This window comes from Streptomyces eurocidicus (assembly GCF_002891295.1).
In the GTDB taxonomy this organism is placed as follows: Bacteria; Actinomycetota; Actinomycetes; order Streptomycetales; family Streptomycetaceae; genus Streptomyces; species Streptomyces eurocidicus.
The window spans coordinates 52,258-67,299 of record NZ_LGUI01000008.1 but is presented as its reverse complement, the minus strand read 5'-3'; the positions used below and the strand labels follow the sequence as shown (position 1 = coordinate 67,299).

At 71.8% G+C, this 15,042-nt stretch carries 13 protein-coding genes; 5 read left to right on the top strand and 8 right to left on the bottom strand.

Translation table 11 applies throughout. The features are described from left to right. Positions 1 to 64 precede the first annotated feature (64 nt). From AF335_RS22355 to AF335_RS22335, 5 genes are all read right to left on the bottom strand, one after another. Positions 65 to 763, bottom strand: a complete 699-nt coding sequence (locus AF335_RS22355; protein WP_102920253.1) for a demethylmenaquinone methyltransferase — start codon at positions 761 to 763, stop codon at positions 65 to 67. 392 nt (positions 764 to 1,155) lie between these two features. Further along, positions 1,156 to 1,770, bottom strand: coding sequence for a Uma2 family endonuclease (locus tag AF335_RS22350; RefSeq protein WP_102920252.1), 615 nt, complete (start codon positions 1,768 to 1,770; stop codon positions 1,156 to 1,158). A 98-nt stretch (positions 1,771 to 1,868) separates the two neighbouring features. Beyond that, positions 1,869 to 2,429, bottom strand: coding sequence for an imidazolonepropionase-like domain-containing protein (locus tag AF335_RS22345; RefSeq protein WP_102920251.1), 561 nt, complete (start codon positions 2,427 to 2,429; stop codon positions 1,869 to 1,871). A 10-nt stretch (positions 2,430 to 2,439) separates the two neighbouring features. Continuing rightward, positions 2,440 to 3,636: a cyclic dehypoxanthinyl futalosine synthase gene (mqnC, locus tag AF335_RS22340; RefSeq protein WP_102920250.1), complete on the bottom strand. Its 1,197-nt coding sequence runs from the start codon at positions 3,634 to 3,636 to the stop codon at positions 2,440 to 2,442. Positions 3,637 to 3,713: 77 nt separating this feature from the next. Further along, positions 3,714 to 5,498 carry a serine/threonine-protein kinase gene (locus AF335_RS22335; protein WP_102920249.1) on the bottom strand — a complete coding sequence of 595 codons (1,785 nt, stop codon included), beginning with the start codon at positions 5,496 to 5,498 and terminating at the stop codon, positions 3,714 to 3,716. A gap of 242 nt (positions 5,499 to 5,740) precedes the next feature. Between AF335_RS22335 and AF335_RS22330 the strand changes: the two genes are divergently transcribed. Further along, positions 5,741 to 6,769, top strand: coding sequence for an alpha/beta hydrolase (locus AF335_RS22330; protein ID WP_376697888.1), 1,029 nt, complete (start codon positions 5,741 to 5,743; stop codon positions 6,767 to 6,769). 330 nt (positions 6,770 to 7,099) lie between these two features. Here the strand turns inward: AF335_RS22330 and AF335_RS22325 are convergent, their stop codons facing one another. Beyond that, entirely contained in the window at positions 7,100 to 7,951 is an 852-nt protein-coding gene (locus AF335_RS22325; protein ID WP_102920247.1) for a menaquinone biosynthetic enzyme MqnA/MqnD family protein, read from the bottom strand. 353 nt (positions 7,952 to 8,304) lie between these two features. On the opposite strand from AF335_RS22325, the gene AF335_RS22320 reads away from it, so the two are divergent. Then, the gene (locus tag AF335_RS22320) at positions 8,305 to 8,508 is read left to right on the top strand and encodes a cold-shock protein (protein WP_087927498.1); all 204 of its coding nucleotides are present in this window, start codon (positions 8,305 to 8,307) and stop codon (positions 8,506 to 8,508) included. Between the two features lie 169 nt (positions 8,509 to 8,677). Here the strand turns inward: AF335_RS22320 and AF335_RS22315 are convergent, their stop codons facing one another. Next, positions 8,678 to 10,663 (bottom strand): AMP-dependent synthetase/ligase, encoded by a 1,986-nt coding sequence (locus AF335_RS22315; RefSeq protein ID WP_102920246.1) that lies wholly within the window; start codon positions 10,661 to 10,663, stop codon positions 8,678 to 8,680. 142 nt (positions 10,664 to 10,805) lie between these two features. Between AF335_RS22315 and AF335_RS22310 the strand changes: the two genes are divergently transcribed. After that, positions 10,806 to 11,852, top strand: coding sequence for an AraC family transcriptional regulator (locus tag AF335_RS22310; RefSeq protein WP_102920245.1), 1,047 nt, complete (start codon positions 10,806 to 10,808; stop codon positions 11,850 to 11,852). An 85-nt stretch (positions 11,853 to 11,937) separates the two neighbouring features. Beyond that, on the top strand, positions 11,938 to 13,116 hold the full coding sequence (locus AF335_RS22305) for a lipase family protein (protein WP_102920244.1): 1,179 nt from the start codon (positions 11,938 to 11,940) through the stop codon (positions 13,114 to 13,116). A gap of 69 nt (positions 13,117 to 13,185) precedes the next feature. Here the strand turns inward: AF335_RS22305 and AF335_RS22300 are convergent, their stop codons facing one another. Further along, positions 13,186 to 13,494, bottom strand: a complete 309-nt coding sequence (locus AF335_RS22300) for a hypothetical protein (RefSeq protein ID WP_170127784.1) — start codon at positions 13,492 to 13,494, stop codon at positions 13,186 to 13,188. Between the two features lie 192 nt (positions 13,495 to 13,686). Here AF335_RS22300 and AF335_RS22295 point away from each other — a divergent pair, with 192 nt between their 5' ends. Next, positions 13,687 to 15,027 (top strand): NsdA family TPR-like regulatory protein, encoded by a 1,341-nt coding sequence (locus AF335_RS22295; RefSeq protein WP_376697885.1) that lies wholly within the window; start codon positions 13,687 to 13,689, stop codon positions 15,025 to 15,027. The last annotated feature ends 15 nt before the right edge of the window (positions 15,028 to 15,042 follow it).

Sequence of the window (15,042 nt, the reverse complement as noted above, 5' to 3'; positions counted from 1 at the left end):
CGAGCCCTGCCCGGTCCCCTTCAGAACCGTCGGAGCCACCGCCGGAGCCCTGGAACCCCTGGCGTCACGCGGGGAGTTTGGTACCCCGGTGCAGCGCGACGACGCCGCCGGTGAGGTTGCGCCACGCGACCTTCGCCCAGCCGGCGTCCTGGAGCCGCGCGGCGAGCGCCGGCTGGTCGGGCCAGGCGCGGATCGACTCGGCGAGGTAGACGTACGCGTCGGGGTTGCTGCTGACGGCCCGCGCGACCGGCGGGAGCGCGCGCATCAGGTACTCGCTGTAGACCGTGCGGAACGGCGCCCATGTCGGCTGGCTGAACTCGCAGATCACGACGCGCCCGCCCGGCTTCGTCACCCGCAGCATCTCGCGCAGCGCCGCGTCGGTCTCCTGGACGTTGCGCAGCCCGAAGGAGATGGTGACGGCGTCGAACACGCCGTCCGCGAAGGGGAGCCGGGTGGCGTCACCCGCGGTGAGCGGGAGCCACGGGTTGCGCTTCTTGCCCTCGCGCAGCATGCCCACGGAAAAGTCGCAGGGCACGACGTACGCGCCGGCCGCGGTGAACGGCATCGACGAGGTGCCCGTGCCCGCCGCCAGGTCCAGGACCTTCTCCCCCGGCCGGGCGTCGACGGCCCGCGCGACGGCCTTCCGCCAGGAGCGTGCCCGGCCGAGCGACAGCACGTCGTTGGTCAGGTCGTATTTCGCCGCCACGTCGTCGAACATCGCGGCGACTTCGTGCGGCTGCTTGTCCAGGGATGCTCGGGTCACTCCCCCATTGTTCACCCGGCGCCTTCCCCGGGGAGCACGGGGGCGCCACGGGCACCGGGCGGGTGCTCCGGCCGGGCGGTCCCTTGGACGAGGTCCGGCCGCTTCCCACCCCCCGGAGGCGGCCGCCTCACGATGCCGACTGCGCCGTCCCGGGGACCCCCGCCCCCCGGCACCCGCCCAACCCCCCGGCAGACGGTGCGCGCCCTTACGACCCGGCGTCCGTCCGTTGCCTGGGTCCTCCACGGTTCGCATCGCGAAGCGGCCGAAGCGGCCGTCCCCGCGGTGTCCATCCTGCGGGGCGAAAACGGTAGGAAGGGCTCCTCTTAATGCGGTCCTGACGAGTGGAGGTGGCGTCCTTACGGATCACTGATGAGGCTGCCGCGCCGGGCCGGTCAGAGGTCGACCAAGCTCGCCAGGTCGATGGCGACGGGAAAGGGGCGGTCGGTCTCCAGCTTGCCCAGGTGCACAGGGCGGTCGACGGACGAGATGTACTGGCCCGTCTCCTTGTGGAGCCAGAACTCGTGCACCTCGGGGAGGCCGTCGTCCCCACGCTCCACACGCCAGTAGTTCCGCACTCCGGCCGCCGCGTACATGGCGGACTTACGGACGCGGTCGTCATGGCGTGAGCCCGTGGACACCACCTCGACCAGGAGGACCGCCTTCTCCACGGGGACGTACTTCGCCTCGAAGAGGTCGAGGCCCCGCTTGTCGAAGACGACGACGTCGGGAACCGGACTGTTGTTGCTGTCGATGAACACACACTGCTCCGACAGCACGGCGTAAGGATCAGCCAGGCAATCTTCCAGATGCCTCTCGATCCTTCGCCGCACGAAGTTGTGCCATACGACCGTCCGCCCCCGAACCGCGATCACTCCGTCCATGAGTTCCCAGTCGAACGGCAGCTCCAGGTCCTCCACCTGGTCCACCGTCCAGCCCTCTTCGGGCGGGAACATCCAGTTCTCAGGAGTGGCCTTCTCCAGCCGTTCGCCGGTCATCACTGCTCCCATGGACGTGAGTCTGGACGTAGGTGCGGATCACGGTCCCCTATACGACGGTAGCGTCACCCGAAGTAATGAACGGGCCTCCACGCCGTCTCGACGCCGCCTCAGCGCCGCCGGAACACCAGCCGCCCGCCGAGGACCGTCACCAGCGCCCCGCCGTCCTCCGCGAACACCGCGAAGTCGGCCGGGCCGGGGACCGTCAGCGTCATGGGGCGGGCCGCCGGCAGCACCCGGATGCCGGAGCGCTCGACGGCCGTGCGGACCGCCGGGCGGGTGAACGGGCCCGACAGGGCCGTCGTCCCCGCCGCCAGCAGGCGCTGGACGCCGCGCCGGGCGCTGTGGCCCCAGCGGGTGTCCGTCATCTCCAGGGCCGCCAGCGCGGCCCCGGTCAGGGGCTCGGTGCCCAGCTCGGCCGCCTCGCGGGGGTCCGGGTGGTACATGGCCTCCAGATACGCGGCGGCCTCCGGTTCGTAGCGGCCCGGCGCGAGGACGCCGTCCCACTCCCGGACCCGGGCGTGCTCGCCCGCCTCCGCGCGCACCCGCTCATACGGGCCGACGGCCGTGATCCGGTCGCCGGAGACGGCGACGGCGTAGCCGCCGGGCGCCCGGAGGAGCTCGCCGTCCGCCGTCGGCCGGACGGCGCGGACGCGGTGGACCGTGGACATCGGCCGCGCGTCAGCTCGCCTGGACGATCTTCAGCTCGGGGTGGGCCGTGCCGCCCTCGATCGCCGTCGACGACAGGTGCGACACCACGCGGTCGTCGACCGGGTCGTTCGCCGGGTCGTCGTGCACGAGCAGGTGCTCGTAGGTCGTGGCACGCTGCGCCGGGACCCGGCCCGCCTTGCGGATGAGGTCGATGATCTCCATCCGGTTGGAGCGGTGCTTGGCACCCGCGGAGGAGACCACGTTCTCCTCCAGCATGATCGACCCGAGGTCGTCCGCGCCGTAGTGCAGCGACAGCTGGCCGATCTCCTTGCCCGTGGTCAGCCACGAGCCCTGGATGTGGGCGACGTTGTCGAGGAACAGCCGCGCGACCGCGATGATCCGCAGGTACTCGAAGATCGTCGCCTGGGTGCGGCCCTTGAGGTGGTTGTTCTCGGGCTGGTAGGTGTACGGGATGAAGGCGCGGAAGCCGCCCGTACGGTCCTGCACGTCACGGATCATGCGCAGGTGCTCGATCCGCTCGGCGTTGGTCTCGCCGGTGCCCATCAGCATGGTGGAGGTCGACTCGACGCCCAGCTTGTGGGCGATCTCCATGATCTCCAGCCAGCGCTCGCCGGACTCCTTCAGCGGCGCGATGGCCTTGCGCGGCCGCTCCGGCAGCAGCTCGGCGCCCGCGCCCGCGAAGGAGTCGAGGCCGGCCGCGTGGATGCGGCGGATGGCCTCCTCGGCGCTCACGCCGGAGATCCGCGACATGTGCTCGATCTCGGAGGCGCCCAGGGAGTGGATGACGAGCTGCGGGAACGCCTTCTTGATCGCCGAGAAGTGCTCCTCGTAGTACTCCACGCCGTAGTCCGGGTGGTGACCGCCCTGGAACATGATCTGCGTGCCGCCCAGCTCGACGGTCTCCGCGCAGCGGCGCAGGATGTCGTCGAGCGGCCGGGTCCAGACCTTGTCGCTCTTCGGCGGGGCGTAGAAGGCACAGAACTTGCACGCGGTGACGCAGGAGTTCGTGTAGTTGATGTTGCGCTCGATGATGTACGTCGCGATGTGCTCGACACCCGCGTAGCGCTTGCGGCGCACGGCGTCGGCGGCCGTGCCCAGCGCGTGCAGCGGCGCGGACCGGTACAGGTCGAGCGCCTCTTCGGGGGTGATGCGGCCACCGGCGGCAGCGCGGTCGAGGACGGACTGGAGGTCGGCGTTCTCGGTCACCGGGGCGTCCCTTCGGAGGGGGTTTGACACGACGGTTCAGCCTACGCCAGGCCCGTGCGGCAGCTGAGGGCGGCCGGTCAGCCGCTCTCCTTGGTGAGAGTGGCGGTGGGCTTCCCGCCCCGGGCGTCCTCGGAGGCGTACGCGAGCTCGCCGTCCTTCACGACGGTGAAGGTGATCTGCGCCTTGTCGCCCGTGCAGACCGGTCCGGGCGCGCCGTCGGAGACCTCCTCCAGGGTGATCCGGGTGTCAGTGGCAGCGGTGAGTCTGGCCTTGCTCCGGCACTCCACGCCCAGCGCGGAGTAGGTCGTACGGGCCACGTAGGCGCCCTTGGAGCCGCTGGTGATGACCGCGACCAGGGTGCCGTTGGGCGTGCCGTCGGACTGGCGGACCAAACCGCTCCAGCTGCCGAGGAACGCCTTCGGCACGTCGGCGGCGGGGGAGTCGGCGCCCAGGCCGCCGTCCGACGGGCGGGCGGAGGGGGAGCTCGCCGCCGACCCGGCGCTCCCCGCCTTGTCCTTGCCTCCCCCGCTGCCGGGCAGCAGGTCGAACACGAACGCCATCGTGGTCGCGAAGGCCAGCGCCGCCGCGACGGACACCACGACGGTGCAGCTCAGCTTGTGCCGGCCGGCCTTGCCGCCGCCCGCGGCCGCGGACAGCGCGAGGCGTTTCCCGGCCGCCTGCCCGTCCCGCTTCCCGGTCTGCTTCCCGTCCTGCTTCCCGTCCTGCGGAGTCTCCGGCCGGGCGGGCACCGGCGGGGCGTCCGCGAGCCCCCTGCCGTACGACGGGTCGGGCGGCCCGAAACCCACCACGCCCGACGCCCCCGGGGTGCCGGCGCCCCCGTTCCCGTACGGGGAATCCGGCCCGTACGAGGGATCCGGCCTGTACGAGGAATCCGGCCCGTACGAGGAACCCTGCGGCCCGAAGCCCCCGGGCGCGCCCGTACCGCCCGGCAGCGGGCCCTCCGCCTCCAGGTCCAGCAGCTCCACGGCCCGCCGGCTCACCCGCTCCAGGAGCGGCGCGGGCAGCCAGCCGTGCCGGACAAGCGCCCGTACCCCGCCCCCGGGGGCCAGCCGGGCGGCCAGCTCGGCCGGGGCGGGCCGCTCTCCGGGCGCCTTGGCAAGGCACTCCTCCACCAGGGCCCGGAGCTCGCCCGTCAGACCGGGGCCGAGCACCGGCGGCTCGTGGACGACGCGGTAGAGCAGGGCCGCCGAGCTGTCGCCGGGGAAGGGGGGCTCCCCGGAGGCCGCGTAGGCCAGGACGGCACCCAGCGAGAAGACGTCGGCCGCGCCGGTGACCTCCTGGCCGAGGATCTGCTCGGGCGCCATATAGCCGGGCGAGCCGATCGAGGCGCCCGTGGCCGTGAGCGCGGCCGTGGCGTCCGTGGCCCGCGCGATACCGAAGTCGATCAGCCGGGGGCCGTCCAGGGCCAGCAGCACATTGGCCGGCTTGACGTCACGGTGCACCAGACCCAGCGCGTGGACCGCGGCCAGCGCCTCCGCGAGACCCGCGCCCAGGGCCCGTACGGTCGGCTCGGGCTGGGGCCCGGTCTCCTGGACCGCCTCCGTGAGCGAGGGCCCGGCCACATAGCCCGTGGCCACCCAGGGCACGGCCGCCTCCGGGTCGGCGTCCAGCACCGGCGCCGTCCAGGAGCCGCCCACCCGGCGCGCGGCCCGGACCTCGCGCCGGAAGCGCGCCCGGAACTGCTCGTCGAGGGCGTAGTGCGGGTGCACGACCTTGACGGCGACCGTACGGCCGCCCGCGCTGCGCCCCAGGTACACCCGCCCCATACCGCCCGCACCGAGCCGTCCGAGCAGTCGGTACGCGCCGATGACCTGCGGGTCTTCCGCCAGCAATGGCTGCATCGGGACCTTCGCCTCCCCCGTCGGGGCCTCCCGGCCCGATTTTCAGCCTATGACTCAATTCACTGGGCGTCCCAGGAACCCCCGGGCCCGTTCCACTCATCCACAAGGGCGGAACAAACCGTCATGTCCTTCGGGGCAGCAGCATCATCCGGAGCGACGCGATGACGCATTCGAATCCCCATGGGGCTTACCAGTCCCAAGGCCACCGCCGGGCATCCCGCGCCAAACGATGGACCATCGTCGTGGCGTCCATAGCCGTGCTCGGGCTGATAACCGCCGGCGTCCTGAACTACTTCAAGATCGGTCCGTTCTCGGACAAGGGCCAGCCGGTCAGCTTCGGCCAGGACCAGGCCGCGGGCGGCCAGGCCGGTGGGGCGAACGGTGCGCAGCCCGCGGACTCCAAGGTGCTGATGCCGACCGGCCCCACGGCCGAGTTCAAGAACACCAGCACGCTCTCCGACGGCACCCAGGTCGCCGTCACCAAGCTGGAGGGCAAGAAGTCCGGCTTCACGGGCAAGGTGTGGGTCTGGGCCCCCAAGGCGTACAAGGACCCGCAGTTCGCCAAGAGCGGCTTCCCGGTCCTGGTCGCCCTGCCCGGCGGCCCCGGCTTCCCCAACAACTACTGGATGGACGACGGCGGTCTGCACCTCGAGTCGTCGATCACCAAGTGGTACAACGAGGGCAAGGGCAAGCCGTTCATCCTGGCCATGCCGGTCCTCAACCCCAAGCCGGACGACGGCGGCCTCTACTGGGACGGCAGTGACATCCCCGGCCAGCCCAAGATGGGCACCTGGCTCACCGAGGACGTCCCGGACCTGATCAAGGCCAACTTCCGCACGGTCAAGTCGCGCGACGGCTGGGCCTTCATGGGCTCCTCCTCCGGCGCCTTCGCCGGCCTCAAGGCCGTCCTGAAGCACCCGGACAAGTTCAAGGCCGTGATCGCCTCCGGCCCGGACATCGTCCCGGACTCCCCGCTGTGGAAGGGCCACGAGAAGGAGAAGAACGAGAACAACCCCGAGCTGCTGGCGAAGGACCTCATCGCCCGCAAGGGGCCGGACGTCTACCTCGCCTTCCAGTACGGGACGAAGGAGAGCAGCGTCATCCCGCACGTGGACAAGTTCATCGCGACGTACGGCAACAAGGGGCCGGTGCACACGAACCTGGAGGTCATCCAGGGGGGTAGCCACAACGCGAAGACGTACATCCAGGGGATGGACGCGAGCTCGATGAAGTGGATCAGCGATCACATGGTGGGGCCGGTCTCGCCCTGACGCGACGCGGTACGCGGGCGGGTGCCGCTGCGCGGGGCTTGTTCCCCAGCCCGCCCCTTCCCGAATTGTCCTCAATCGCCGGACGGGCTGAAATCAGCCCGTCCGGCGATTGAGGACACCGCGCGGAGCGCGGAAAAGGGGGCCCGGGGGCGCAGCCCCCGGTTCCGGGAAGGGGCGGGTAGGGGAAAAGGCCCCGCGCAGCGGCACCCACCCGCACCCACCCGCACCCGCCAGAACCCCACGGCGCCGCCCCGGCCTGTTCCCCCGGGCCCGGCGCCGTCCCCGTACCCGGCCCGCCCGGGGCCCCGGCCGGACCACGCCAGGACCCCGTCAGGCCCGCAGCAACTCCACCCGCACATCCGCCGGAAACCCCGTCGTCGGCCCCGTCCGCCGCGCGAACTCCGTCACGCCCGCCAGCTGCTCCGGCCCGAAGCGGAAGTCCAGCGTCGTGAAGTAGCGCTCCAGCAGCTCCGCGTCGAACGCCTCCCAGCGGGCCGCCTGCTCGGCCACCTTGGCGACCTCGTCCAGGGAGACGTCCCGGGAGGCGAGGAACGCCTCGTGCACCTTGTGGACGATGTGCGGCTCGCGGGCCAGGTAGTCCCGGCGGACGGCCCACACCGCGAAGACAAACGGCAGCCCCGTCCACTCCTTCCACATCTCGCCCAGGTCGTGCACCTCCAGCCCCAGCCGGGGCGCGTCGTGCAGCGAGGCCCGCAGGGCGGCGTCGCCGATGAGCACGGCGGCGTCGGCCTCCTGCATCATCAGGCTCAGGTCGGGCGGGCAGGTGTAGTAGTCCGGCGTCACGCCGAACCGCTCGGCGAGCAGCAGCTGCGCCAGCCGTACGGACGTCCGCGAGGTGGAGCCGAGGGCGACCCGCGCCCCGTCCAGCTTGTCCAGCGGCAGCTGCGAGACGATCACGCAGGACATCACCGGGCCGTCGCAGCCCACCGCGATGTCCGGCAGCGCGACGAGCTCGTCCGCGTTCCGCAGGAACTCGACCAGGGTGACCGGACCGATGTCCAGATCGCCGCGGACCAGCTGCTCGCTGAGCTTCTCGGGGGTGTCCTTGGTCAGGTCGAGGTCGAGCAGCGAGCCGGTACGGGCGAGCCCCCAGTAGAGGGGAAGGCAGTTGAGGAACTGGATGTGGCCGACGCGGGGGCGGGCTGAGGCTGAATTGTCCACATCTGGAGGCTAGCCCCGGAGCGCCGGGACGGCCGGAGCGGGGGTACGCGGCGCGCCCGCCGGACCGGCGCGGGGACCTCTCCGGGACCTCTCCGGGACCCGTGCCGGACCGTCGCCACGCCCGGTGCCCGACCGTCGATCTTTTCCGGTCCGGAGAGCGGGAAAACCATCCGACAGCGTGATCTTCGACTCTTTCCCAGTGAGAACCTCGCGTGCTAGGCTCGCCGCAAGTTGCAGTTTGGTTTCCCTTGCAGTACAGAGCCTGCGGAGCATGTGACCCCGCAGGCTTTTGTAGTTTTCAGACTTCTCGCAGGTTCTGGAGCAGGGCAACCCTTTGGCCCAAGGAGGGCTTTATGGCTACCGGAACCGTGAAGTGGTTCAACGCTGAAAAGGGCTTTGGCTTCATCGCCCAGGACGGCGGGGGCCCCGACGTCTTCGTCCACTACTCCGCGATCAACGCCGCTGGCTTCCGCTCCCTCGAGGAGAACCAGCAGGTCACCTTCGACGTCACGCAGGGTCCGAAGGGCCCGCAGGCGGAGAACGTCACCCCGCAGTAGTCACCCCACCGGATCTTCATGATCCGAGGGTGCTGCCGCACCGACCGATCGCGGTCGCATGCTGTACCCAAGGAGCCCTGTCCTCGCCTTCTCCGGCGAAGTGGCAGGGCTCCTGCCTTTTTTCACCTCACGTTCGCTCGCCTTTCACTTAAACGTGAAATTCTGACGCTTATTTTTCACTTCTGACCGAATGATGTTGATAGAGGGCGTCTATCTCGCTCGCGTAGCGTTCGGCGATCACCGCGCGACGTACTTTCAGGGTGGGTGTCAGTGATCCGTCGGCCACCGTGAAGTCGTCGTCGATAATCGCGAACGCGCGAATCCGGGCGGGCCCGGAGAGCTGCTCGTTCGCCATGTCGACCGCTTCTCGGCAGAGCTCCCGTACGGTAGGGTGCTGGGCCGGTCTGGCCAGGGGCGGCAGGCCCTCGCGCACCGCCCAGGCCGCGATCTCCTCGGCGTCCAGGGTGAGCAGTGCGACCGGGTACGGCCGCTTGTCTCCGATCATGATCGCGCGGGAGATCCAGCGTGACTGCTGGAGAGCGAACTCGACCGGTGCCGGGGCGAGGTTCTTCCCGCCCGAGGTGATCACCAGGTCCTTCTTCCGGCCGGTGATCTTCAGGAAGCCGTCCCCGTCGAAGGCCCCCACGTCGCCGGTGTGCAGCCAGCCGTCCGGGTCCAGCACCTCGGCGGTCGCCTCCGGGGCCCCGTGGTAGCCGGCGAAGATCCCCGGGCCGCGGGCCAGCACCTCGCCGTCCTCCGCGATCCGCACCTCGCAGCAGTCCACCGGCCTGCCCACCGTCCCGGCCCGCAGCCCGCCCGGGTGGCTGAGCGTGATCACCCCGCTGGACTCCGTCATGCCGTAGCCCTCGAAGACCGTGATCCCGCAGGCCCGCAGGAACTCCATGGCGCGCGGGGCGATCGGCGCGGCCCCGGTGATCGCCACCCGCAGCCGGCCGCCGAAGGCCGCCCGGACGTGCCCGAAGAGCTCCTCGTCCGCCGTCTTCCAGGCCGCGAGCAGCGCGCCGCCGGGCTCCGCGCCCCTGGCGCGCAGCTCGGCGACCTCCAGGCCGGTGCGGATCGCCTCGTCGAAGCGGGCCCGCTCCCCGGCCCCCCGGGCCTCGGCCACCGACAGCGCCCCGGCGTACACCTTCTCGAAGAGACGGGGCACCGACGGCAGGTGCGTCGGTGCGACCTCGGCCAGCTCGGCGACGACGCGCTGGACGCTGCCGCCGAAGTAGCAGAGCGTACGGCCCTGGACGAGCGCCGACAGCTGGGCGAGCTGGGCGAAGACATGGGCGAGCGGGAGGTAGAGATAGAGGACGTCGCCCTCCTCGCTGCCCAGCAGCTCGGCGGAGGCGTCGTCGACGACGGCGTGGTTGCCGTGGGTGAGCCGGCAGCCCTTGGGCGGGCCGGTGGTGCCGGAGGTGTAGACGATGGAGCAGACGTCCTCGGGCCGCCGGGCCGCGGCCCGCGCGAGCAGCTCCTCGGCCGGCACGGAGCGGGGCAGCGCACCGAGGACGAGCGTGTCCCGGCCGGGGGCGCCGGGGGCGATGGCGTCACCGCCACCGGCGGGCGGGGCCGAAGCGCGCGGGCCTGAAGCGTCACGGCCACCCATGCCCTGGGTCGAAGCGTCACTGCCACCCCCACCCGGGACCGAAGCATCACTGCCACCCTCGCCCGGGGCCGGGGCATCACCCCCACCCCCACCCTCCATCAGCACCACATGCCGCAGCTCCGGCAGCTTCGCCCGTACCGCCGCCACCCGCTCCGCCTGCGCGGCGTCCTCGCAGATCACCACCGACGCCGCCGAGTCGGCCAGCACCCAGGCCAGTTCCTCCTCCCCCGCCGTGGGGTAGACCGGAACGATCACCGCCCCGGCGGCCAGCGCGCCGTAGTACGCGTGGGTCCACTCCGGCCGGGTCTCGGCGAGGATCGCCACCCGGTCGTCGGGCCGTACCCCCAGCGCCAGGAGACCGCGCCCCACCGCCCGTACGGACTCGCGCAGCGCCGTGTAGCCGACGTCGGTCCAGCCGCCGCCCCCGCCCCCGTCGCCACCCCCGTCGTGGGACCGGAACCGCAAGGCCGGTGCCCCGCCGTACCGTTCGGCCGCCCACTCCGTGAGGACAGCGAGCGTGCGGGGTCGTTGCCGCGACATGACGCCTCCCAAAAAGCTTGAAACTCAAGCCTGTCCGGCCATTGAGGACATCCATGACGCTAGGAACCCGGTCAGACATTCGACCATGACCGGAACCGTCAGCACCGCTGACCCCAACGCTCAACCGGGCTAACGTCTTCGCATGAGCCGTCGCACGATCACCGTGCACTACGTGCGAGCCGCCCTCGGCGGCGCCCGCCGCCTCGGCATCGACACCGTGCCCCTGCTCCAGGGGGCGCGGATACCCCCGCTGCTCGTCGGCGACGACCGGGCGCGGGTCACCCCCGAGCAGTTCGCCCGGCTGGTCACGGCCCTGCGCCGGGCCACCGGGGACGAGTTCCTGGGCCTCGGCCCGGCGCCCAGCCGGGCCGGCACCTTCGCCATGATGTGTTACGCCTGCGTCGCCTGCCGGGACCTCGGCGGCGCGCTGGAGCGGGGCACCCGCTTCTACGGGCTGTTCCCCGGCGGCCCGGACCTCGTCCTCGAACGCGCCGAGGGCGAAGTGGTGTTCGCCGTCCGCAGCGATCTGCGCGGCTTCGCCGAGGGCCGGTTCCTCACCGAGTGTCTGATCGTCATCTGGCACCGGCTGGCCAGCTGGCTGATCGGCCGGCGGATCCCGCTGCGCTGGGCGGAGTTCGCCTATCCGGCGCCCCCGTACGCGAGCGAGTACGACCAGCTGTTCGGCTGCCCGGTGCGCTTCGGCGCCCGGCGCACCGGCACCGGCTTCGATCCGCGCTGGCTGGCCGCGCCGCTCGTCCAGGACGAGACGGCCTTGGAGGAGCTGCTGCGGCGGGCGCCCGCCGAGTTGCTCAGCCGCCGGGAGTACGGGACGACCGTCGCGGAGCAGGTACGGCGTTCACTCGTTCTGGCGATGCGCGAGAGGCGGGCCGCCCGGCTGCCGGAGGTGGCCCAGCTGGCGTCGCTGCTCGCGGTGAGCCCGGCGACGCTGCGCCGCAGGCTGCGGGAGGAGGGCACCTCTTACCGGCGGCTGACGGACCAGGTGCGGCAGGAGGCCGCGGTCAGCAGCCTGCTGGAGGGCCGGGAGCCGATAGCGGAGCTGGCGGCGCGACTGGGGTTCTCGGAGGACACCGCCTTCCACCGGGCCTTCCGGCGCTGGACGGGCACCACTCCGGGGGCCTACCGGCTGCTGGAGGAGACCGGCCGGGGGCGGCCGGGTCAGCAAAGCTGAGCTCCCCGGTCAACTCCGTGCTGACGCCGCAGTCACTACGGTCACCCTCAACTGACTCACCGCCATGGACAGTCGGGAGAGCCGTATGCGCTTGCGATCCATCGTCCTCACCGCCGTCACCGCCCTGGCCGTCTCGGTCGGGGCGGGCACGGCCACGGCATCGACCACGGCCTCGGCCGAGCGGCGGGCGGAGGCCGCGAAGTCCCCCGGGGACGTCGTCAGCTCCGCCCCCACCTCCTTCCACCCGCTGCCCGGCCAGCCGACCAACACCAGGGCCTGGCACATCACCTACCGCTCCACCACCGCCAAGGGCACCCCGAACGTCGTCTCGGGCACCGTGATCGTGCCCCAGGACGGCAGAACGGGCCCGCGCCCGCTCGTCACCTACGCCGTCGGCACCGTGGGCCTGGGCGACCAGTGCGCGCCGTCGGCGGGCTTCCCGTACGGCACGACGCTGGAGGCCAACCTCATCCAGCAGCTCACGCTGCGCGGCTGGGCGGTCGCCGTGACCGACTACGAGGGCCTCGGCACCCCCGGCGAGCACACGTACACCGTCGGCCGGGCCGAGGGCCAGGCCGTGCTCGACGCGGCGCGCGCGGCGCTGCGGCTGCCGGAGGCGGGCCTGTCCCGGAACGCCCCGGTGGGGATCATGGGTTACTCGCAGGGCGGCCAGGCCACCAGCTGGGCCGCCGAGCTGCACGACTCCTACGCCCCCGAGCTGAACGTCAAGGGCACGGCCACCGGTGGCGTCCCCGCCGACCTGCTCAAGACCGCCGACTACAACAACGGCGGCATCGGCGCGGGCCTCGTCCTCATGGCGGCGGCCGGCCAGGACGCGGCCTACCCCGAACTGGACCTGGACCGCTACCTCAACGACAAGGGCCGTCACTTCATCCAGCTGCTGCGCGAGCGGTGCGTGGCGATCGACGCGGTCGCCGGCCTCTTCAAGAAGATCTCCGACGTCACCGTCCGCAACCCGCTCTACGAACCCGACTGGCAGCGCGTCCTGCGCTCCTCCGACCTCGGCCGGCACGCCCCGGACCGCCCGGTCTACCTCTACCACGGCGTCGTCGACGAGCTGATCCCGTACGAGGTCGGCAAGCAGCTCCGCGCCGACTGGTGCGCCAGGAACGCGAACGTCCAGTGGAAGTCCCTCCCCCTCGGCGAACACGTCCTGGGCGTGATCACCGAGTCGATCCCGGCGGCGAACTGGCTCGCGGACCGCTTCGCCGACCGCCCGACGAACGGCAACTGCGGAGCCTGACCGGCCGCGGGCCGCCGCGCGCCGGATCCACCCGGACCCGGCGCGCGGCGGCACACCCGGCCCGTGGGCTCAGGCCGGTGCCCCGTGCTCCAGGCGCCAGTGGTTGCGGAACCTGATCAGCGCGTCCACGGCCGTGTCCGTGTACTGCCCCGCCACCGACGCCGACCGCCAGGCGGCGCTCAGCGCGTCGCAGTCCTCGCAGCGCCGTCCGCCCTTCACTCCCTCGGGTGAGGGGCGGACGGCATCGCTGTTCGCGAGGAACCGCATCGCCTCCCGCTCCTCGCCCAGGGCCGGGCGCAGCGCGCACGGGGGCACCTCCCATACGAGCCCGCCGCCGGGCATGCGCACCTGCACACGACCGCCTCTGTGCCCGATCACTTGGGCCACTCTGCCCTCCCGCGTGTCCACCACATATGCGCCCACTCGGTACGTCACGGAGCCGATCCTCCTGCGAGATGCTGTCCGACCTGCGGTTACACAGAGGAAACTGCACGGCGTGACCGAGCGGTACCGTTGGACGGAGCACCGCGACTTGAATGCCTTGAAAACCCGCGAGGACACGTGGAGTTGATCGGCGTGGGAGATCGGAAGAACGAGGGCCTGGCCCGGCTCCTCACCGAAAGCCGCTGGACGTACCGTCAGTTCGCCCTCGCGGTCAACAGGCTGGGGACCGAGACCGGCACCCCCGTGAAGTACGACGAATCCTCCGTGCACCACTGGCTGGGCGGAACTCTGCCCAGAAAGGCGGTACGGCCCCTGATCCTGGAGGCCCTGTCCCGCAAGCTGGCCCGCCCGGTGACCCATGCCGAGGCGGGGCTGCCCGCGCCGGAAGGAGGTCCGTCCACCCCTGGCGACACGGTCGAGGGGCTCGTCGACCTCGGACGGCTCGACATGGACCCGTCCCGGCGGGGCGTCCTCGGCGCCGGGCTGTTCTCCGTGGCGCTGACGATCCCGGGCTGGCAGGACGTCGTCGGCCGGGCCGAGGCCGTGCGGTCGGGGCGGGCGGCGCGGATCGGGTGGCCGGAGGTGGACATGGTGGTCGCCATGACCGAGCGGGTCTCCGAGCTGGACGATCAGTTCGGGGGGCGGCACGCCCGTCCGATGGCCGCTGCCTTCGCCGTCAACACCGTCGCCGCCTATCTCCGTGCCGACGCACCCGAGGACGTACGCAAGGGAATGCTGTCGGCGGCCTCCGACCTCTGTTACCTGACGGGGTACATGGCCGTCGACGAGGGGCACCACGGGCTCGCGCAGCGGTACTACGTCAAGGCCCTCGAACTGGCGGGCCAGGCAGGCGACCACCTGACCTACTGCACCACACTCCGGGGCATGAGCGTCCAGGCCGTGGATCTGGGCTTCGGACCCCGTGCGAGCCGGCTCGCCGACGCGGCCGCAGCGGCCTCGCCGCAGGCGGGGCCCAGGATGCGGGCGTTCCTCACCGGGCAGCAGGCACACGCGGCGGCCCGGTCGGGCCACCGGACCGAGGCATTGCGGTTCATCGGGGAGGCGGAGGTCGCCATGGAGAAGGCCGAATCCCAGGAGAAGGCGTTCGGCTCCTACGACCCGTCGTCGCTCCAGTACCACGTCAGTCAGGTGCGGTACGAGCTGGGCGACGTACGCGGATCGATCAAGTCCATGCAGGAGGCGGACGCGTTGCGGTACAGCGTCTACCGCCGGGCGCGGGTACGTCAGCAGTGCTACCTCGCCGAGCGGCAACTGGAGATCGGGCACCTGGAGGCGGCCTGCGAGACCTGGCACCGCGTGCTCGACGACTACCCGCTGGTCCAGTCCCAGCGGTGCGACGAGCGGGTCGGGATCATGCGCTCCTCCCTCCGCCCCTACTTGAAGAACCCCAAGGCCCGGGAGCTCTACGACCGCGCCATGGCCGCGCGGCACCCCGTCGCCGTATGACCGGATTCCGCCCCT

Bases quoted from the DNA above. Each gene is read 5' to 3' on its own strand.
- AF335_RS22305 (WP_102920244.1), top strand. From the start codon at position 11,938: ATGCGCTTGCGATCCATCGTCCTCACCGCCGTCACCGCCCTGGCCGTC.
- AF335_RS22335 (WP_102920249.1), bottom strand. From the start codon at position 5,498: ATGCAGCCATTGCTGGCGGAAGACCCGCAGGTCATCGGCGCGTACCGA.
- AF335_RS22310 (WP_102920245.1), top strand. From the start codon at position 10,806: ATGAGCCGTCGCACGATCACCGTGCACTACGTGCGAGCCGCCCTCGGC.
- AF335_RS22345 (WP_102920251.1), bottom strand. From the start codon at position 2,429: ATGTCCACGGTCCACCGCGTCCGCGCCGTCCGGCCGACGGCGGACGGC.
- AF335_RS22315 (WP_102920246.1), bottom strand. From the start codon at position 10,663: ATGTCGCGGCAACGACCCCGCACGCTCGCTGTCCTCACGGAGTGGGCG.
- AF335_RS22320 (WP_087927498.1), top strand. From the start codon at position 8,305: ATGGCTACCGGAACCGTGAAGTGGTTCAACGCTGAAAAGGGCTTTGGC.
- AF335_RS22350 (WP_102920252.1), bottom strand. From the start codon at position 1,770: ATGGGAGCAGTGATGACCGGCGAACGGCTGGAGAAGGCCACTCCTGAG.